General features: G+C 37.0%; 22 protein-coding genes. 11 read left to right on the top strand and 11 right to left on the bottom strand.

The window, feature by feature from the left end:
• Positions 1-36: 36 nt before the first annotated feature.
• The 9 genes from gmd to cpxR form a co-directional block, all read right to left on the bottom strand.
• Entirely contained in the window at positions 37-1,143 is a 1,107-nt protein-coding gene (gene gmd, locus J6836_RS17040) for a GDP-mannose 4,6-dehydratase (RefSeq protein WP_219245097.1), read from the bottom strand.
• Positions 1,144-2,196, bottom strand: coding sequence for a glycosyltransferase family 4 protein (locus tag J6836_RS17035; protein WP_219245096.1), 1,053 nt, complete (start codon positions 2,194-2,196; stop codon positions 1,144-1,146).
• Position 2,197: 1 nt separating this feature from the next.
• The gene (locus J6836_RS17030; RefSeq protein WP_219245095.1) at positions 2,198-3,382 is read right to left on the bottom strand and encodes a polysaccharide pyruvyl transferase family protein; all 1,185 of its coding nucleotides are present in this window, start codon (positions 3,380-3,382) and stop codon (positions 2,198-2,200) included.
• Positions 3,379-4,296 (bottom strand): glycosyltransferase family 2 protein, encoded by a 918-nt coding sequence (locus J6836_RS17025; RefSeq protein WP_219245094.1) that lies wholly within the window; start codon positions 4,294-4,296, stop codon positions 3,379-3,381. The genes J6836_RS17030 and J6836_RS17025 overlap by 4 nt, the downstream gene beginning before the upstream one ends.
• Positions 4,293-5,240: a glycosyltransferase gene (locus J6836_RS17020; RefSeq protein WP_219245093.1), complete on the bottom strand. Its 948-nt coding sequence runs from the start codon at positions 5,238-5,240 to the stop codon at positions 4,293-4,295. The genes J6836_RS17025 and J6836_RS17020 overlap by 4 nt, the downstream gene beginning before the upstream one ends.
• A 6-nt stretch (positions 5,241-5,246) precedes the next feature.
• Complete coding sequence (locus J6836_RS23215; protein ID WP_219245092.1) at positions 5,247-6,614, bottom strand: hypothetical protein; 1,368 nt, start codon at positions 6,612-6,614, stop codon at positions 5,247-5,249.
• 771 nt (positions 6,615-7,385) lie between these two features.
• A complete protein-coding gene (locus J6836_RS17010) occupies positions 7,386-8,825 on the bottom strand; it encodes a capsule assembly Wzi family protein (RefSeq protein WP_219245091.1) in 1,440 nt (479 codons plus the stop codon).
• A gap of 485 nt (positions 8,826-9,310) precedes the next feature.
• On the bottom strand, positions 9,311-10,681 hold the full coding sequence (gene cpxA, locus J6836_RS17005) for an envelope stress sensor histidine kinase CpxA (protein WP_047756819.1): 1,371 nt from the start codon (positions 10,679-10,681) through the stop codon (positions 9,311-9,313).
• Complete coding sequence (gene cpxR / locus J6836_RS17000) at positions 10,678-11,376, bottom strand: envelope stress response regulator transcription factor CpxR (protein WP_219245090.1); 699 nt, start codon at positions 11,374-11,376, stop codon at positions 10,678-10,680. Before cpxR ends, cpxA begins: the two co-directional genes overlap by 4 nt.
• A gap of 150 nt (positions 11,377-11,526) precedes the next feature.
• Between cpxR and J6836_RS16995 the strand changes: the two genes are divergently transcribed.
• Entirely contained in the window at positions 11,527-12,102 is a 576-nt protein-coding gene (locus J6836_RS16995) for a Spy/CpxP family protein refolding chaperone (RefSeq protein ID WP_219245089.1), read from the top strand.
• Between the two features lie 274 nt (positions 12,103-12,376).
• Here the strand turns inward: J6836_RS16995 and J6836_RS16990 are convergent, their stop codons facing one another.
• Both J6836_RS16990 and J6836_RS16985 read right to left on the bottom strand, forming a co-directional pair.
• Positions 12,377-13,354 (bottom strand): phage integrase, encoded by a 978-nt coding sequence (locus tag J6836_RS16990; protein ID WP_219245088.1) that lies wholly within the window; start codon positions 13,352-13,354, stop codon positions 12,377-12,379.
• Positions 13,355-13,420: 66 nt separating this feature from the next.
• Complete coding sequence (locus J6836_RS16985) at positions 13,421-13,714, bottom strand: helix-turn-helix domain-containing protein (protein ID WP_219245087.1); 294 nt, start codon at positions 13,712-13,714, stop codon at positions 13,421-13,423.
• A 126-nt stretch (positions 13,715-13,840) separates the two neighbouring features.
• Between J6836_RS16985 and J6836_RS16980 the strand changes: the two genes are divergently transcribed.
• The 10 genes from J6836_RS16980 (at position 13,841) to J6836_RS16935 (ending at position 20,700) form a co-directional block, all read left to right on the top strand.
• Positions 13,841-14,113, top strand: a complete 273-nt coding sequence (locus J6836_RS16980) for a Cox family DNA-binding protein (RefSeq protein ID WP_219245086.1) — start codon at positions 13,841-13,843, stop codon at positions 14,111-14,113.
• A 1-nt stretch (position 14,114) separates the two neighbouring features.
• Entirely contained in the window at positions 14,115-14,297 is a 183-nt protein-coding gene (locus J6836_RS16975) for a hypothetical protein (protein WP_219245085.1), read from the top strand.
• 1 nt (position 14,298) lies between these two features.
• Complete coding sequence (locus J6836_RS16970; RefSeq protein WP_219245084.1) at positions 14,299-14,733, top strand: DUF5347 family protein; 435 nt, start codon at positions 14,299-14,301, stop codon at positions 14,731-14,733.
• Between the two features lie 72 nt (positions 14,734-14,805).
• The gene (locus J6836_RS16965) at positions 14,806-15,027 is read left to right on the top strand and encodes a DUF2732 family protein (RefSeq protein WP_219245083.1); all 222 of its coding nucleotides are present in this window, start codon (positions 14,806-14,808) and stop codon (positions 15,025-15,027) included.
• Positions 15,020-15,241 (top strand): TraR/DksA C4-type zinc finger protein, encoded by a 222-nt coding sequence (locus tag J6836_RS16960; RefSeq protein ID WP_219245082.1) that lies wholly within the window; start codon positions 15,020-15,022, stop codon positions 15,239-15,241. Before J6836_RS16965 ends, J6836_RS16960 begins: the two co-directional genes overlap by 8 nt.
• Before the next feature lies 1 nt (position 15,242).
• Positions 15,243-16,076, top strand: coding sequence for a DNA adenine methylase (locus tag J6836_RS16955; RefSeq protein ID WP_219245081.1), 834 nt, complete (start codon positions 15,243-15,245; stop codon positions 16,074-16,076).
• Positions 16,076-16,399 (top strand): DUF5405 family protein, encoded by a 324-nt coding sequence (locus J6836_RS16950; RefSeq protein WP_144396023.1) that lies wholly within the window; start codon positions 16,076-16,078, stop codon positions 16,397-16,399. Before J6836_RS16955 ends, J6836_RS16950 begins: the two co-directional genes overlap by 1 nt.
• Positions 16,392-18,788 carry a replication endonuclease gene (locus tag J6836_RS16945; protein ID WP_219245080.1) on the top strand — a complete coding sequence of 799 codons (2,397 nt, stop codon included), beginning with the start codon at positions 16,392-16,394 and terminating at the stop codon, positions 18,786-18,788. Before J6836_RS16950 ends, J6836_RS16945 begins: the two co-directional genes overlap by 8 nt.
• A 267-nt stretch (positions 18,789-19,055) precedes the next feature.
• Positions 19,056-20,048 (top strand): ImmA/IrrE family metallo-endopeptidase, encoded by a 993-nt coding sequence (locus J6836_RS16940; RefSeq protein WP_219245079.1) that lies wholly within the window; start codon positions 19,056-19,058, stop codon positions 20,046-20,048.
• 4 nt (positions 20,049-20,052) lie between these two features.
• On the top strand, positions 20,053-20,700 hold the full coding sequence (locus J6836_RS16935; RefSeq protein WP_219245078.1) for a hypothetical protein: 648 nt from the start codon (positions 20,053-20,055) through the stop codon (positions 20,698-20,700).
• The last annotated feature ends 239 nt before the right edge of the window (positions 20,701-20,939 follow it).

The raw sequence follows: 20,939 nt of genomic DNA, 5'->3' as shown, positions 1-20,939 counted from the left end.
CCAGCAACAAAAACTCTTTTTTTCACGGAGTGATCCTTAATTCTCTAAAGAAATAGCAACATCAAACCCATTTGCTTTAAGTAAAGCATGTTGTTTTGCTTTTTCTATATCAGATGCAACCATTTCTGAGCACATTTCTTCCACAGTGATTTCCGGTACCCAACCTAATTTTTCTTTTGCTTTAGAAGGATCGCCTAGAAGGGTTTCAACTTCTGCTGGGCGGAAGAATTTTGGACTAACGCGAACTATGATATCACCGACATTTACATTTGGTGCTAGTGTATTATTTACGCTAGTAACGGTTGCAATTTCCTCTACACCAGCCCCGCTAAATGAGAGCTCAATTCCTGCCTCTTTAGCAGACATGCGTACAAATTCACGTACAGAAATTTGTTTGCCTGTAGCAATAACGAAATCATCAGCGTGATCTTGCTGTAACATCATCCATTGCATACGAACGTAATCTTTTGCATGTCCCCAATCACGTAAAGCATCCATGTTACCTAAATATAGGCACTGCTCTAAGCCTTGTGAAATATTGGCAATAGTACGCGTGATTTTACGTGTAACGAACGTTTCACCACGACGCGGGGACTCATGATTAAATAAGGTACCATTACAAGCATACATGCCGTATGACTCACGGTAGTTCACAGTAATCCAATAAGCGTACATTTTCGCTACGGCATACGGTGAGCGAGGGTGGAAAGGTGTGGTTTCTTTCTGTGGGATTTCTTGAACTTCACCGTAAAGTTCTGATGTTGATGCTTGATAAAAGCGAGTTTTCTTTTCTAGGCCGTTAATGCGAATAGCTTCTAATAAACGTAATGTACCGATAGCATCAACATCAGCGGTATATTCAGGAGACTCAAAAGATACAGCCACATGGGACATTGCACCTAAGTTATAAATCTCATCTGGTTGGATTTCTTTGACAAGGCGAATTAGATTAGATGTATCTGTTAAATCACCATAGTGTAATTTGATTTTATCACTATTGTTAATAACAGAGTCAATTCTTTCTGTATTGAAAGATGAAGCTCGGCGAATTAACCCATGAACTTCATAGCCCTTCTCTAAAAGGAATTCTGCTAAGTAAGAGCCATCTTGGCCAGTGATGCCAGTGATCAGTGCTTTCTTCATTTACTGTTCTCTTAAATGTTTGTTAATATTAGTTGCATATGTATTGAATGAGTATTCAGAAATACCTTGTTGCATGTTGTATGACGATATTCGATGATAATCAGTAGAAAAATATTCTTTCTGTATTGAATCAATAAGAGACTGGGAGTCATTTTTATTTATCAAATATCCATTTTTTTCATTAATCATCTCTGGTAAGTAGTTGTGTTTAGTGGTCAGTATGACACAACCTGCAAGCATAGCTTCAATTATGGATATGGGCTGAGCTTCTGTAGGATAAAATGTTGGAAGGCAAAATAGGTCTGTTTCTTGTAGGAAAAGCTGCTTTTGTTTTCCGTCAATAGAGCCGTGATATTCAATAAATGGTTTTTTAATTTTTTCCAAAAAACTACTTTTCGTTGACTCTAAGTTTAGATAAGAGTCACCTAATATTTCTCCAGCGATGATTAACTTTATATTATACCCGTTATCAACTAATTGGTTGACAGCACTAATTAAATCAAATATTCCTTTGGAGTACATAATATTTGATAAATAACCGACTGTTAGACCTTCTCTATTAATGGATACTACTCTTGGTAGTGGTTGAAAATCAGTAGCATTATTAATAGCGAAAACTTCCATCGCTGGATACATTGCATATTGTTCACGCATTTTTGGGAATAAAACAATAGACTTATTAATTTTTTTATACACATAGTCAATTAAAGGTTTCAACTTTGATTTTTTACGAAAAGACAAAAAATCAGCGCCGTGAAGATGGTTTATTATTTTGAAACCAAATATTTTAGCATATAATATAACTAAAGCATCCCTAAAGAATCCCATTAGACTACGGCTGGATGTTAAGTAAACTACTTTCTTGCCTTTATGAAAGGGAAGAGTGAGTATATAGGATATGTAAAAAATGATGTTTTTTAACAAAAAAAAGGATTCACTCTTGGGAGGGTAACAATAAAGTGATTTCTTTTTATCGTAAACATTATACGTTAAATAAAACGATTTTGATTGTCCTGTTATAGGCTTCTTTGTTGGCCCAATAAATATAGTCATATTAAATCTCATTATTTAGATAAATATCAAAATTGTTTTCTTGAGCCATTAAGTTTTTTTGGAAAACACTTCGAATTGATAAGTAAGACTCATTATCATTAATGAATTTATCTGATAATGCTATTAAATCTTCAGTATTTATGCTATCGATGTTCTGGTATAACTCTGAGGCACCATATAAGTCTAACATTCCAGTTGTTTTTGGTAGATAGCTAATAGCGATGACAGGAGCACCTACATTTAAGGAAAAAATAGCACTGTGAAATCTTGAGGCAATGACTAATTCTGCATTCTTTAATTCATTCATAACTTGTTTAGGATTAGAGTCACGAAAAACAATTTCAGAGGGAACTGATAGGTTTAGTAGTTTTTGATGAAACTGGTCTATAGCAAAACTATCACTATCTACTTGATTTATAATTTTAATTTCAAATTTATATTTTTCGTATATAAATTTGGCAGTATCAACAAGTGAATCTATATATTTTTCAAAAAGAACTTCTTTTTCTTTCTGATTGTAGTTAGGAAAATTCCAGTTTATTACAGTAAAATACACTTTTTTATTTTTAGGGTGGTTGTTAATTTTATTATTCTCGATAAATTCATCGAATGCAAGATCACTAGATAATTTATTGTTCAATTTCAAGCTATTACATAACTCGTGGCTAATTTCCTCCCGAGTGAATATTATCTCTATATTTTTTAGACAACTTTTTAATATAAATAAATTAAATTTATTTTTAACTGGTCCTATGGACATAGGAGACATGATCATTTTTTTGCTTAGTTTACTACAAATATATACCTGCATAGCATGAGTATAAAATGAAAATGAAGAGTCTTCAAGAAAACCTCCAGGGCACCCTATAACCAAATCCATTTTTTTTAATGATGCTAACGCATTATATTGATCACTAGGTAGTAATAGTTTACACAGTGGTCTAAAAAATGAGAATATATATAGGAAGCATAAAAGCAAGTAAATAATTCTATATAATGGATTGCTTGCTTTCCCTAGCTGTTCATAAAAATTAATATTGGGAAAATGTTCTGAGCATAATTTAGGGTCTCTAGCTATAGCACTTATTTTATTATTATTTATAGATATTTTTTTTATTAGAGTGCTGAATAATTCAAAATCGCCTAAGTTCAAAGGGCCAAAAACGTTAGTTACTAAAATTTTCATAATGATTCAACTTCTTTTTTTAAACTATCAAATTCAACTTGTGTTAACTGCTTTCTTTTTTTTATATTTTTCAATAGTGATAACTGTATTTTTGGGTTTATTGAAACCATTAGTAAGAAGAAAGCAACAGGCAGCCAATTTTTTAAGAAAATTAATGGAAAAACTAGATATCCCCACATGCCAAATTTATTTAAAGAGTAATTAAAACGATAAGGTATAAACCATTTTGAGCGTATATCTAATAGTGACCATTTAATGAACTGTTTTCTTTTAGGTCTAAGTATGACTTGTTGCCATAACGGTAAATGCCTCAGAACATCATATTCTATATTAACTGTAATATCTGTATTACATTTTAGCAAGAAACCACATTTTTTTGCTTTTTCTAAATAAGGTGCGTCAGCAAAGTGAGGGAATTTTTGATAATTAATATTTCCAATCTTAAAAAAGATATTTTTTGGAATACTAGTGAAATTTCCATTTAAATATGAAACTGGTACGACCCCATTGTTGCTACTAATATTATAAATATTTCTTTCTACATTTTCACCATATAAACGAGCACCTACAATTTCCGAATGGTTATACTCGTAACTAATGAATAACGATACATCTTCAATTTTAAATTCGGTATCATCATTTAACCAAATAACTCGATCGCTATTAAGTTCATTAAATGAGTACTCCATTCCTTTGGCAATTGCCCCCCCCCAAAATAAATTACCGTCACCTTTGATTAAATGTAAGTTTTTTAAATTTTTATATTCATTTAAAATTTTGTATACATCTTCTCCACTGCCATCTAATATTATGACTAAATTTAGTGTGCTATTGAGTAAAGGTGAGATTTTTTCTAGACAACTTTTTAGTGCTAGGGGTCTATTATGAGTTGGTATTATTATAGAATATATCATTTATTTAAACTTTTAAGGAAAATATTAAATTTACGTTTAATACTAAAGATTAATATAAATATTGATGATTTTACATTGAACGGGTTTTCATTATAGCGAAGAAATATTTTTTGGTACAGGTGGCTATAATAATACTTCCTATCATGTTGATTAAAATCAGAATTATAAATAGCATTGCTCTTATCGAATGTTGAAAAGTTCCACTTTTTTGAGCCCTGTAAAATTGGTACTTGCCATATATTACCTGCAGATTTATGATTTTGTCCATCAAGACCATTATTGTTTGTTAAACTAGTTCTGGGATAAAAAAAGTGTTTGTTTTTATGAACCATATAGCGTAAAAAATGTTTTTTCCAAGAGCTCTTAGGCCAATTGTTTATATAACTAGGTATGCTCGCATCATTGAAATAATCACAATCATTTACATTAAACCAATCTTTAAAATCTTTCCACATAGCAGGCGTCCAAACTTGCCCCCAAGATGATGGGAATGATAAGTAATAATTATCATATCCATCTTCAATTGGTGAGAAACGTAATAAATCACCTTCACTTATTTTATATGAGTACAACGAGATTCCTGCAATGTTATCTTTATCTTTAACAACATATAATGCCTCTTGAATATAGTCAAAAATATACGGAGAAACTTCCAGGTCATCTTCCAGTAATATTAGATATTTATATTTTTCATTAAGTAATATATCCCCACACTGAATTATATGTTTTTTAAGTCCTAAGTTTTGAGGATGCTTTATAACTCTAATATTATTTTTAAAGCTTAATAACAGATCACATATTGTATTCTGCATGTCGGAATAGTCTAAGGAAACAATGACTTCAATATCATCTTTATTCTTAGTGAACTCAATTACGGAACTAATCAAGTTAATTAATGGATAAACTCTATTGTATCCAACTATGCATATAACTGCTGATTTCATAAACAATCACACCTTACCTTTAAATATAATGTTATTATTCGCTATAAGCGAATATATAATGCAAAATTTAATAATAAACAGTCGATCTAATATGAATAGGCCATGAGAGAAACCAAGCATAGAGAACAATAATGCCACTATTATTATATTATTTTCTGAAGTTAAGTTATAAGATATGGGGGCTATTAATATAAAGAAAAATAGAGCTAATCCAAGGATTCCCATTTGATAAAATCCACCAAGGATCCAATTGTCATAGACTAACCGGAAATAGAGAGTATAATCGCTAACAGATAAATACTCATTCAGATACAATTTAGGCATGACACCAAATCCAATTAGTATTTCAATTATGTTGATATGTTCGAATCCAGATAATGATTTTAAAATAAAGTTACTATAACCATATTCAACAATATTATAATTACTACCAAATGATTCTATTTCTACCATTGAAAGTAATGATATAAGTATCATTGAGATTATTGGGAATAAAATTATTTTCGGTGATTTTATGTTTTTGAATAAGAAATAAAAAATATAAAATAAGAAAAGTGTAAATATAGAGCTAAATGATACACTCAGGAAAATAGCTAGTACTAATATAATGGAGTATAATATATTTAAAATCCTCTTTTTAGTATTCCAGTTATATTTATATATGAGTATCAAAGCCATTACATAGTACACAGATGGTGCTGCTTGGGTAGAAAGGGCAAAAAGAGAGTTCATTCTTATTATTTCAATACCACTAATAGTTCTAGTGTATGCATTCTCTTCATTACCTTCAAACCTACTGGCTATTACATAACGGTCAAAGCTATCTGTAATATTAAATATGTAGTTAAGTAAACTAATACCAGCAACAATGGTTATACTCAGAACAAATAATCTTAAAATTGACTCTTTTTCAATTTTGGATAGGGTTGGTGTGATTAAATAGAGATAATAAAAACAACTTAAAGGTAATATGAAATCTTTGAGAGCAAGAGCAAAGTATATTAAGTCGTAATTAAATGCTGTTTTTATTGTGGATAAGATAATAGTCAAAAACATTATCGTAAATGCTACCAGTATATTTCTATTTATCTGGAATTTTTTTCTCAGAATTATTATCTGAGCTAATTTTAAAATTAAAACTAAACTAATAAGTGTATCAATTGAAGTTCCTATGGGGTTTTTCTCTACTATTTGTAGTATTCCATTAAAACTACTAATAATAGTAATAAATCCTATTAGATAATAATCATTTTTAAAGTAAATGAAAAAGGAAGCTAAGATCAGTAATATTGGTATATAAGGATTAATGAAAGATGTTAAAATAATCATTAATATTATAGCTGAGAAAATATTCTTTTTATTAATAATAGTCATTTTTATTTAATAAGTTGGTTTTAAATTCTTAAGTATCTGAATTTACTGTGTATATTTTAGGTGTGTTAGGATTTACATAGATAATAGTGTTAAATAGAAGGTTATTGATTGCACGCAAAAAATACAGTACTTATTGAAGTGATTGAAGTTACTGCCAGTATTATTTTTCAGGTTTAATATTATTAATCCATAGCTACCGCACTGGGTTGTCGGGTCCCAGAGCACCATTGAAATTGTAAATGCATACTTATTAATTGAAAACGTTACATTTTTTGCTATCGCGTTCAATTGATAAGCATGGCTTATTGTTTTTTTGCCGCCCAAAGGGTATGCCTCATGGCGAATCGGGTCAAGCAAAAGCGCTTAATAATACCACCAAACCTAGGTAGTGACTATCACTGCGATTGTCTTAGAGAATAGTCCTAATAGGAGTATTAAATGAATAAGTTATTTTAAATTATCAGGTTATAATTCTTTTAATACGCTTGTGCCGTGATTAAATATTTTGCTTAAGTTAAGTCTTTTATATCATTGGGATTAGTGTGGGTATAATTTGTTCAAAAATAAAACGCAACTATTTTTACGCGAATACAGTGTTGCAATAGATTAATAATATGCGTGATTGGTAATATTAATTTACCCAATTTTTGCGTTTATTTTTCAGCCAGATATGTTTTGTTGTAAAACAGAAACAAATTGGCGAAAAAAAACGGATTATAATTTGCATATAATCCGTTTCAATAATCAGTATGACTTGTGACTATAAAATGATTACCACTTAAATGGTACGTTTACCGTTACCGCGGCACCTACATCATTACGTGTTTCATAATCGGTTTTAGAAACCCACACTTTTGCATCAGTACTGACATCGTTATCAAAGTTATGCCACCAACCCATATCGACGCCTTTAATTGTCTCAGACCTTGGGAACAGTTTATTACCATCAAAGTTAGACTTATTGACTTTGGCATACACTAAACGTGTGCTAACACGGTTATCGTCATCAAGGGTATATTCCACTTTAGTGGTTAGCATACGGCCATCACCACCCATACCGTGACCTAACGATGCACCTTGTTGGTAGTAACCATCTTTATAAATAAAGTGGCGGTACATGACATTATCTTTATCCCATGTGCTATGGGTATTCGCACCTTCAATATACCAGTTTAATGGTTGACCCCATAATGTATGGTAGCCTTCAATACCCCCCATAAATGCATTTTGAGATGGGAAGAAGTTATTCACGTCTTCACCCACCACCTGTCCATAAAGGCTAACTGGTAGGTCAATTAATGGGTAGAGCTTGAGTTTAAAATCTAAACCAGCAAGTTGATTGCCTGGGTCTTTATAGCGATCGCCTGTATTATCATCGCCTTTAACGGCATCCCAGAACGAGCTCCAGCTATTTGGTCGCCCATCTCCGCCCCACATAATCACACGAGAACCACCCAGTTCGAAGAAGTCGGTTGGGTTCATCGTCATGCGCAAGCCAACCAGTTTGGTTTCAGGTACTGCAGCGTATTGCTTAATCTGCCCAGCAGTCAGCTGGTATTGCCAAGGACCAATCCAAGACAACCATGGGGTTTCAAATGGGCTTTGGTCTGCACGTTGCAGTAAAAAACCAGTGACAGGGCGGGCAGCATCGGTACGGATTAAGCTGCCGTCATGGCCGGGGCCCCACCATTGTGGGATTTCACCGAAGGTCACCCACTGGTTCCAAATTTTAACGCCGCCGTATGAACCGTTCAGGTTGTAGTCTGAACCGTTTTCAACACGCAGTGCGCGCTCGCCGTTGGCAGTGAGGTTTAAGTCCACATCATCAGTACTGTAGTTACCCGAAACGGTGTAACGGATGTCACTTTTTTCACTTTGGGCGAAGCCTTGTGGCATCGAGTTGTGGCTAGAAGCAAAGTGCGTTTCCAGTTGAACACTGTTCTTTTTGCGGTCTAAATTTTTCTTAATGCGTTGAATAATTGCTTCTTGTTCGCTATTGGTAATATTCGCATTATTCAAAGAACGTGTAATTTCTTCTTGGGAGAGTGGCCAAGTGGATAAGCTAATCTGAATGACATTACGCTCTGAAAGCCATGCTAAATCACTGCGTAAGTTATCATTGGGTAGAACTAATCCCCCTGCCACACTGTGTGCGCTCATTGCGCCTAATACCGCAAGCATTGCCAGCTTGGTAAGCTTGAATTTTTTCATTGATAAATCCGTTTGAAGTTGAGTTCGCCTAATATTGAACAGGTCAATAAAGATAAATAAGTTTCTAAAAATTAAACCAATATAAAGTGTGGTGATATTTTGCTTTATTATAAGTATGCTAATTTTATCGGGTGAGCCACCCGTGCTATGTCGAGAAGCAATCATCACAATTAAATTAAGTAAAATAGAATATCAGATTAATATATTCGGGATAGTAAAGGGTAACTTATTAAAATATATATCAATGTAATCCATGCTAGATTTATATATTTTCTATTTTTACTTTGTTGATTTTTAAAACTGTTTTTTTGTTTAAATTGAAAATAAATAGATTAATATTTTGCGGGATGGTTTGAGGTTTATGCTAGGGGAACTCAATATAAGAATATTCTATATTAGATGCTTATAAATCCATTCGGCAAGTAGAAGTAAAAAAGCCCTCTATTTAACATAGAAGGCTTTTGGGATGGAATATCTGCAATCGATTAACGGCCGTGTTCAGGTAACCAGATCTGTAACCGTAACCCGCCCAGAGGGCTGTCATCGGCTTTCACCCAGCCTTTGTGCTGCGTAATCGCTGTTTCAACAATTGCTAAGCCTAACCCTGTACCACCTGTTTCACGGTCTCGCGCTTCATCTGTGCGGTAGAATGGGCGGAAGATATGTTCACGGTCAGCAGGGCTAACACCCGGGCCATCATCATCCACAGTGATCAGAATACCGTTGTTTTCTTCTTTAAAATCAACAGCGATATGCGTGTGTGAATAACGTAGCGCATTACGGACGATATTTTCAAACGCACTTCCCACCGCTGATGGGTTGCAATACAGCGGCCAAGGGCCCGGATTAGAGGTGATATCGAGCGTTTTGTTCATCTGCTCCGCTTCGAAGCTAGCATCATCTAAGATATCCCCCCAAAGTTCATCAGCTTTGATATTTTCACGCAGGATTTCATTTTTATGTTGGCTACGCGAGAGCACCAACAAGTCATTGATCATGCTATCTAAACGATGTGTTTCGGTTTCGATACGCTCCAGCTCTTTACTTTCACCATGGCGACGGCGTAGTAGGGCGGTTGCCAGTTGCAAGCGAGTGAGTGGGGTACGTAATTCATGTGAGATATCAGAGATTAAGCGCTGTTGTGCGCTGACCATGCCATCAAGCGCGCTGATCATCTGGTTGAAACTGTTCCCTGCGGACAGAAACTCTTGAGGCCCAGCTTCCAGTTCAGGGTGGGGACGAAGATTCCCTTTGGCGACATCATCCGCTGCCATTTTGAGTTTTCGCGCGGGTCGAGCCAAGCTCCAAGATAGCCATAATAACAGTGGGGCACTGATTAACATGGTGGCAATTAACAGCAGGAATGGCCTATCAAACAATAGGTTAATAAAGTCAGATTGTGGGCTGCTGGCTGGACGCACTAAATAGAGTTGGTAGTGATCCTCGCCATCACGAATAGAGAATGGCCCGAGAATTTCAGCGCGGCCATATTTTTTCTTTTTGGGGTGATCGGCGTTATCGGATTGACCGATAAAGTTACGGATCACCTGCATTTCACTGGGCATCGCACCAATAACACGGCCTTCACTGGTGACGATAATTAGCCGCTGACCCGGCGGCGCCCATTTTTTGATGGCGTTCGAAATTCGACGCCACCAAAGTAGGTCATTCATGGGAGCTTGGGCGAGTTCGGCTTCAATATGTTGCTCAAGCATCTCCCCTTGGCGCTGTTCACTCTCCATTAGGACGGTGATTTGCCGAGAGTCGAGCTTGGGCACCATCAGCACTAGCATCAGCACTAGTGCGAGGGTAAACCAAAAAATCGCAAAGATCCTTGCGGTTAAGCTATTGATCATGTGGCAGAAACCATTAAGTAACCACGACCACGTAAGGTTTTAAACCAAGGTTGGCCATCGGTGCGTTCTGGCAATTTACGGCGCAAATTCGAAATATGCATATCAATCGCACGGTCAAACGGTGTTAGGCGTTTCCCCAGCACTTCTTGGCTAAGGTGTTCCCGTGAAACCACTTGGCCTAAATGCTGTGCTAACAGATATAACAAGGTAAATTCGGTGCCGGTTAAATCCAAAATTTCGTTATCGAAACTGGCTTCTTGGCGACCCGGGTTGAGTTGCAGTTTATCAACTTGCAATACAGGGGTATTGCTGTTGCTATCCTGTGTTTGTTCACTCCAATTTGAGCGGCGTAATAACGCACGAATACGCGCCACGAGCTCACGGTCATTAAACGGTTTTGGTAGATAGTCATCCGCGCCCAATTCTAAGCCCAGCACTTTATCTAACTCACTACCGCGAGCCGTTAACATAATGACAGGGGTTTGATGAAGTTGGCGCAGTTCTTTGAGTGTCTCAATACCATTTTTCTTCGGCATCATGACATCCAATAAAAGCAGATCAATGGATGAGTCAATCTGTTGCAATGCCTGTTCACCATCATAAGCGATGACGACATTGAAACCTTCCATTTCCAGCAGTTCTTTTAAGAGCGACGTGAGTTCACGGTCGTCATCAACTAATAGGATTTTATGCATTTTTTAAGTCCTCCACCTGCCAAAATACGATAACAATCTGTACGATTCCATGACTTTACGTTCTTTTACATGCTCTGACGCTAGTTTGCAGCCACAGGTGTATATTTATTCACATTGAATCACGAGCACAGTTCGGAGACAAGGTGTCAAATGCTTAGAACAACACATAGCAAAGTACATAATACAGTACATAAAACCGCAATGTTAGTTTTAGCTTCTGCATTTGTGTTCGGGCCAACAATTGCTTTCGCAGAAGTTTCACAGAATGTTGCGAATGATGAAAGCTCAGCGCCATTAATGTTGCAGATGCAGCCTGAGGAAGCACCCTCAACAGCGCATCAAGTTGTGGTGCCATTTCAATCACATGAAATGTTTAGCAGTGAAGAACGTGCCAGCACCTTTATGTTTAATGGCATCACATTAAATGAAAAGCAACGTCAACAGCTACGTGATTTGATGGCAACACAGCGCCATTACCACGTTGATAACACGGCGTTAGTGCAAGAGCGTGAAACGTTACATAAATTAATTATAGCGGATAGCTTTGATGATAAAGCGGTTCGTCAGCAACTTGAAAAAAGAATGCAACAAGAGTTGGAGCAACGCGTTGAAATGGCACGAATTCATCATGAATTGTACCAATTATTAACGCCAGAGCAGAAAAGTGAGCTTGAACAGATTCACCAACACAAAATGGCTGAATACCAAGCGATGCAGTTCCAATAAATCAGATTGAGAGTACCCGCAGTTGTCGTTGAGTAAGTAAGTTAATTTCAGATCCTTAATTTTGAAGTAAGTAGTGAAGTAGCAACAAATGAAGTTTTTCCTTGCCATAGACACCATCCCTGTCTTTTATAGCCCCTGTTAGGGGCTTTTTTTTCAATAAGTTATATTCTCAATCTTTTAAAAACAGCAACTTATCAATTTTTAAAAGGCTATGAAAGTTCATCAAAGTTTGCCGAGGTGGACGGAAAGTGGACGGTCGCCCACCTCGATTTAATTAAATTTTCATACCATTTAGTGGATTAAGCTTTATTGCTAACTGCAAATAATCGGGTGCTAAATGAGCATAGGCCATTGTCTGGTTAATGCTCGCATGCCCTAATATTTCTTTTAGTGCAACAATATTTCCCCCGTTCATCACGAAATGGCTAGCAAATGTATGTCGTAAGACGTGCGTTGCTTGTCCGCGTGGCAAATCGGGTTTTATTTCCTTTAGTTTTTCTCTAAAGGTGTTGTAATCCACTTTAAATAATTTTCCTGACTTCTTAGTTTTGATTTGTTCTATCAATTCATCAGAAATGGGAATCACTCTTTTCTTACCGTTCTTAGTCTGTAAGAACGTAACTCGCCCATTCTGGACTTGTTCACTATGCAGTGTTTCTGCTTCACTCCATCTCGCACCAGTGCTTAAGCAAAGTAGTGCTATGAGCTTATAGTCACCAGATACAGCATTAAGCAATGTTGCAATTTCTTGCTCATTTAAAAATGTAAGTTCTGGTTGTTTCTCTTTAAGTGGTGGTAAGCCATTTATTGGGTTTTTGCTTTTGAATAATTCTAATTTTTCAAGAGCAGTGAACATACCCGATAAACGATAAAGGTCTCTGTTAATTGTTGCAGGGCTAATACCGTCAATTAGCCGAGAGCTACGATGTTCAAGCAGTGCGTGTTTATCTAATTGGTTCATCGTTGGATTACCGAGGGCTTTTACTGTTTTGAGTAAGTGCCTTTTTTCGATAACACCGTTTTTTAACGTTTGGCCATGGTACAACCACCATTTATCAAGTAATTCTTTCAGTCTTACCTTTCCTGCCTGCTCTATGTCACCTGAGAATTTTTTAGCATTTGCAATCGCGTATTTTTCAAATGTGACAGCTTCTACTTTCCGATCAAATATCCGTCTTAATCGTTTTCCATCTTTCCCGTTCGGGCGTAAATCCACTTCGTATCGACCATCATTGAGCTTCTTAATTGCCATAAGTAAGCCCTCCGATGTAGCTGACTGACTGTGACCAGCAGTAATCAGAATATTGATATAAAACGTCTAACCAGTTTTCTTTTCTGAGAGGGATGAGGTTTCGTTCTCTTGCCCACTGTGTGCGAGGGCCGGTGCAATCTGACCAGCTTCAGGGAGTGTTTTATCGCTGATTATCCATAAGGCGTACTTATCAAATTTGGGGTGTTTGGTTATTTTCGACAGAGTTGAAACGCTGGGTTCTTGATAGCCTGCCTCTATTTTCTTTAGGGTGCTGATAGATATATCAACCAAATCAGATAGTTGAGATTGGCTGTATCCTTCAGCTTGCCTTACAGCTTTAATTTTTTGAGATATGTCCATTGACACGGTTCCTTTAACGAACTAGTATTCAGTCAATTGGTTCTTTATACGAACCAGTTGACACACGGAAACCCCTAAAACCCGAAACAAAAGGTTTTAAAAGGTTTGATCTAACGAGGGTAACAAATGAATAAAGAGCAAATCAATGTGAAATATCCGGTTACCGCTGTACCTTTGGCGAAATTTGCGGAGTTGATCGGTAAAAATCATGAAGCTGTAAAGACAATGGCTAAAAACGGTAAATTACCCATTATCGAATTTCGTGATCCAACTAAGCCAAAAAGTCGCGCGGGTGAAATTTGGGTAAGCATTACTGAATTTAACCGAGGTATGGATGAAGCATTTTATAGCCGTACAGAAGAGCAACGGAAAACATGGCTTTTATGGGTAGGGCTGTAATATGCAAATATTGCAGCTTAAATCCCATTGCTTTATTTATCGTGGTTTCACGATTAAAAAAATACCACGGAATAAATTACGCCAGATAACGCGCTATCAAGTTTCACAGAATGAGCAATCATTCGGGTTATTTGATGCAATGGCAGAAGCAACGAAATATATAGATAAACTTTACGGGGTTTAATATGGGTAACACGGCGATGAAAGAAATAGATAATAAAGGCGAGAAAGTAAATACAGCCGAGATTATTAGTTTTCAATCAAAGCTGGCTGATACCCCTAACATAAAAAGAAAGTCTTATGACCGTTACTATAATGATGGAGGAACACTTACAGAGCGCACCGCCGCACTAAACAAAGCGGCTGAGCTGAGAACTCAGTTACTACAATGCCGTAATGAAGAACCAACAAATCAACAATTATCAGGTTTCATTGATTACTTACGTAAACAAGATAAAAGAATATTAGATATGATTTTTCATCTTGCAAATTTAAGTGATAAAAAAGAAATGAGATTTGATGATTTAATTACTAGCGAACAAAAACAGTTTATTAGTGCACTTAATCAAATAAAGGCATTAAATGCATTGTTACCAACAAATATAGTAATGCCAATCTAATTAAATTTAATTATTTAAAATAATGACGTTTGTTTGTCAGGACTTTTTACAATCAAAATATAGGTAATGAATATGAGAACATTTCCTGATCCAATATTTACCCCTGTAGCAGAAAACATAAAAGCTAACCGAGAAGATGAGCGCAAATCAATATTTGGCAAATTTTCACATCATCTTGATTCGATTGCACACAAAGCACGTAAAGAAAAAATGACCTCAGATGAAATTATTCAATTAATTCATGATGAGTCTGAGCATTACTCAAATCTGGCTGCGGAGCTGGATCATGTCTAAAGAAATTGACCGCGCTAGCGACCACGAAATGTTAATCCGAGAACAACAAATAAAAGCGATCACTGATCGCCCGCGTGGGGTGTCGGCTTTCTTTTGTGAATGTTGTGGAAAGCCAATCCCAGAAAACCGGCGTATTGCATCCATTGGTTGCACTTTGTGCATTGACTGCCAAACGGTATCAGAGCTTAAAAGCAAGCATTATCGGAGTGTGTGAAATGGCGAATAAAACAATTCTAAAATGGGCGGGATCTAAAGTTCGCATTATAGAGAAGCTACGCCCGCACTTGCCAAAAACTAAACGCTTAGTAGAGCCGTTCGCCGGCTCATGTGCTGTTATGATGAACACTGACTATGAGCAATATTTAATTGCTGATGTTAACTCTGATTTAATTAATTTATATATTCAGATAGTTGAATCACCACAATTATTTATTGCAGATGCTAAAGAATCTTTTGATGGTAACAACAACGAATGGTCATATTACTATTCAAGGAATATGTTTAATATTCTTAAATTTGCTCTGCCTTATATTGAGAAACCCGCACCATTAGAACTAGCTAGTTTGTTTTTTTATTTAAATCGTCATTGTTATAACGGACTTTGTCGTTATAACTCTAAAGGTGATTTCAATGTACCTTTTGGTAAATATAAGAAACCTTATTTTCCAGAAAGAGAAATTATCGCTTTCGGCAAAAAGGCGACAAATGCTGTTATCGCAAAACTAGAGTGGCAGGACACACTTTCATTAGTTGAAGGTAATGACGGTATCTATTGTGATCCGCCATACATGGGCGGGCGCGATAGCTTCACTCAATATCATACTGCCGGCTTTACCAATGCTGACCATGAAGCGTTAGCGATTGCATTAAAAGATATTAATGATAGCCAAGGCAATCCGATCACTGTTTCTAATTCTGTGCTTGCAAAATCGCTTTACGCTGACCTTGGTTTCACTATTCATGAAATAGAAGCGCCGCGCACAATCGCGGCAAATGGCAATCGTAAAGCAGCAAAAGAAATTATCGCTGTTTTAGAGGGGGTTAAGTAATGATGCTTGATCCCATTAATGGCGTTTATATTAGCGGCACACGCTTTGCTATTCAGCGACATGTTGATACTGAAAACAATAAAATTATCTGGCGGTTGTTGTCATATAACCGTCGTACTCGTTGTTATAGCCTCGTTTGCTGTCATTCCGATCCGTGGATGCTGGCAATTGATTTAGTTTCTTATCATGTTCAAAACGTTAAAGGGCGAGGCATTAAAACACTAGATGTTTATCGTGAGGCGGTAGATGTCATTTCTCGTCGGTGTGAAACTGCGATTAATCTTTTAAGACCTGAAACATTAGGCGGGGCGCTTAATGTCTAAGGTATTAGATTTCACCACGTTACCGCTGACTTATACCACGGATATGGTATTTCCTTATCCGTGGAATAAGCCAAAAGATAATGATTACTATAAATCCGATATAGAAAGACCGCTTACCCGTGAGCAAATTGTTCAGGGGCAAGCGATTTTAAGTGATATTCAAACCTTGCCGCGCGTTCTGCGCTATCGCTATCAAAAACACTATGACAACTTATTAAAAGAAAATGGGCTACGTAAAGCCTACGACTTTTTATATTACCGTTTTCATGAGCAGATATGGCAAAGATTGCTTGTTATCAATGCACGTTATGAAATTGAAACAAAAGCATTATTAACAATATCAACTCGTTTATCACCTGATGTTAGCCAATATAACCGGTTGTTTGATTTGAATGATAAATCGGTGAAAAAGTTGGCTGAAATTATTGCTGTCGGCTTCTCTAATTTGTATGAAGTCTATTGCGATAAGTTTACAGAACAGAATAACGGTGATCGTGAAGTTATCTATCAAGATTCAGTACAAACAGAAATTTACGGGCGTTTGGCAGAGTTGGTGAAAGGGTTACATATTGCACCGCTTCATTATAAAGCCTACTGCCGAGTTTTGAAAAATCGCAAAAAAGGCAAAGGTAAACAAAATCTAGAAATTCGAAAAGTGATAGCGGCTGTACAGCGCTTGGTTAATGCAGACTTTTGGTGCCGAAAGTTAAAAGCCCACCGTACTCAATGGCTAGAAGCCTTAATGATTGCCAATATGGATGTTTGCCAAAATCGCAATCCATATGCGAGTAAACAAGCTATTCGCGCAGTGCAAGCGCAGCGTTTATCTAATATGCAATACTTGCAAGGCATGGATATTCAGGATGTTGAAACCGGAGAACGTTTTGATCTGTTCGATAAGGTCATGGCAAGTGTTTCAAACCCTGAAATTCGCCGCATGGAGCTTATGGCTCAAATGGCGGGGATTGAACGCGTAGCGAAAGAACGTGGTGATATTGGTATGTTTATTACCATGACTTGCCCGTCAAAATACCACCCAACAAAGCTACGTAAACGCAAAAAAGACGTGATCGCAGTACTTAACAGCAAATGGAAAAATGAGGCCTATACACCAAAGGACGGGCAACAGTACTTAGTCAAAGTTTGGTCGCGTATTCGTTCGGCATTTAATGACAATAACATTAATGTTTATGGTGTTCGGGTTGTCGAGCCGCATCATGACGGAACACCGCATTGGCACATGTTGTTATTTGTTGATAAAGCAAGTCGGGCAAAAGCCATTGAGATCATGCGCAAACGCGCATTAAAAGAAGATGGTGACGAGGCCGGCGCGCATAAATACCGTTTTGAATGTAAACACATGAATCGCGGTGGTGCAGTAGGCTATATCGCAAAATATATTGCTAAAAACATTGATGGTTACGCGCTTGATGGTGAGATAGACCACGAAACCGGCAAAGATTTAAAAAGCATGGCGGCGGCAGTTACCGCGTGGGCTTCAACTTGGCGTATACCACAATTTCATTTCTATAAACTCCCATCAAAAGGCGCTTATCGAGAGTGTCGCCGTTCTTGTTTGCGTGGTGTTTCTATTGCTGATCAGCTTGGTGAAGTTGCAGAGCGCGTACGTGCGGCAGCAGATAGCGGTGATTTCTTTGAATATGTTATGTCACAAGGTGGCCCATGTATTCGCCGGCGTGAAGAAACAATACGTGTTGCCCGTGAAGTCAGTGACGTAAATGTTTACGGTGAAGATGTTCAGAAAGTTGTTGGTATCTACAACCAATTAAAAGCCGGCGCCCCAGTCATTAAAACGCGCGACAGAAAGTATCAAATCGTCAAGAAAAGCGCCGTTGACGTTGACCTTAATCTTTTAAGAAGCGACAGCGGAGCGCCTCGGAGTCCTGTCAATAACTGTAGATCGCGGATCACATCCAATCTGTCAGATGTGCAATTTTACGAGCCTGAACAGGGTTCAGGTGAAGTATGCAACATTAAGGAATACGGTTTCGCATTTATAGAAACAGACGCTAATAACGCCGTAGGCAGCGAAATATCACAGGGTAATCAGCAAAGGGAGATATCAAAAATTGAATTAAGCGAGAGTGATAAAGAAATTCAGTCCGAAATAGTCACTTTTGCCAATGAGGTCGGTATTGATTTCGATATTCCCCACGTTGAAACCATGTTTGCTAAAGGCATGGGAGTTAGCGACGGTAACTATTATCTGAAATTAGACGGGGAACGGCTGAGGTTAGAATTAACAGAAGATGGAAAAGAACAAAGAAAACAAGAAATAGCAGCCCAAAATGAGGCTAGGATTCGGAAGTATAAACAACGGTGCGCTGATACATTGGCGCGAATCACAAAATTGATAGGGGGTAATTAATTATTATCTGTCATTTATGGGTGATATTAGCTCGAAGACACAATATATTGTGATCCGGAGAAAAAAAGCGCAATAATAAGGTGAAAATATTGGAGTTTGTGAAGATTGTGGTGTAAAAATAAGCCATAAAGGTTATAATATTAATAACAACATAATAAAAATAATGTAAATAGCTGAGCAACTTTAATCAAGTAACTCAGCTATTTTGTTTACTGAATATTCGAAACTGGATTTTAGTACCGATATGGAACTAACGAGGAGGCTCTTATGACAACTAAGCCAATGAGTCACTTATATGAAAAGGTTAAAAGCGCAGGATTTACGCTTCCGTACATAAAAAAAATGTTACCGGATTGGTGGGATGAGGCACTAGCTGATTCACCTTCGGGTAGACAGTTCGCCAGTCTGTTTTTGTCTAAAAGATTCAGCATTTGTCACGATAGTTTTAAGGATGATTCATCTCAAGCTGTATTTAATTTAGGCGGTAATCATCGTTTTAAACATAGAATTAATGTTGGTGAGGATGATTTAAACGTAGCAACAGCGATTGCGTATTCAGCCGCTAGAATTGCCGCTGAAAATTTTAAAACTCCTTACGACGAGTCGGTTAATTTAGACTGGCCTGTTATTAGAGATCAGATTCTTAAAAATCATCCGTGGGTATCTCTCTCTGTATTAGTTGAGTATTGTCACTCAGTAGGTATTCCTGTTGTTTTTTTGAAGAATTTTCCGCCAAAATGCACAAAGATGGCTGGTATTGCTCTGAGGGTGTTAAATCGACCTGTTATTGTTCTTACTCAGGTTAGAAAACATGGATATATGTTGTTTGATTTAGCCCATGAGTTAGGCCATATCGCAATGGGTCATGTGAATGATAATAATGGCGGCGTGTTCGTAGATAGAAAAATTGACTCACTAGCAACAAATGTTCTTGAGGCAGAGGCTAACGCTTACGCATTTGGTATATTGAGTGGAAAAGAAAACCTGCAAATGGGTTCTCGTTTTAATCTGAATGCTAGGGAATTAGCTGTAGCAGCTAAGGAATATGGGCATAGTAACCAAACCGACCCTACTCATATCATCCTTAATTATGGTTATATGAAAAATCTTTGGCCTGTTGCGACAAACGCACTAAAAATCGTTTGTAAGAACGAACCAACTGATCAGGATGTAGTCAGAAAATCATTTATGGAATCAATTGATTACGATGTAATTAATGATGATGATTTAGAGCTCATAGAAAAACTATGTGGGGAATAGGTGAGTGATTGTTCTTTCAGATAATGATGTTATTCTAAAGCTAGCTCAGTGCGATTTGCTTAAATATCTACCTGATATTCTTAATGAAAATTCAAACGATATTTTTGTTAGCCCTACTGCAAAGTTTCAATTGCTTCCTAAAAGTCCAGAAAAAGCTATACGAAAGTGCGGAACAATAGAAATTTATGAAAGAGTTGAGCGTTTTCTAAATGATGTTCGTATTATTGATGAAATTAAGAACGAACAGTTACTCAGAGAACTGGAAGAAATACCTCATATCGATATAGGCGAGCAACAATTGTTAGCGTCGTGCGTCGAAAAGCCAGAGTCGCTTTTTATGACTGGTGATAAACGGTGCTTGAAAGCTGTAATGCAACATCAAAATATAGTGGCAACAGTACATGCAAGGTTAATTAATTCTGTTGTTACTTTTGAGAGTGCGTTGCTTTTGTCCGTTGAACTACTCGGCTTTTCTAATTTTCTCACACAAATAAAACATCACCCTAAAATGGATGGAATGCTTAATTTAGCAATGCGATCCACAGAACATGAGCAAGTGTGTGAATGCTTATTTTCCTATACTAGGGATTTTTATGATTACCTTGCTTTTAAAGAGCGTTTACCAGCTCAAGATGCCTATAGATTAATGTAAATTTATTGCTAGTTATTTCTTGGCATAGGCATAAATACCTAACCGCTTTTTAGCGGTTTTTTATTGCCTAAAATAACCTCACAATTTCGTATCAAATTGCACAAATTTAACGTTAACCGATTTGCTATTCGGTGCCTGTACTGGTGCGGGTTTTGGTGATCGGCACAACTGCACAAAAAAGCACACCTTTTGTGTGCGGGCGAGGCGGGGGAGCAAGCGCGCGCAAAGGGGGTAATGGT

The sequence above is a fragment of the Providencia sp. R33 genome (assembly GCF_019343475.1).
Classification (GTDB): Bacteria; Pseudomonadota; Gammaproteobacteria; order Enterobacterales; family Enterobacteriaceae; genus Providencia.
This window is presented reverse-complemented; position numbering and strand designations above follow the sequence as displayed.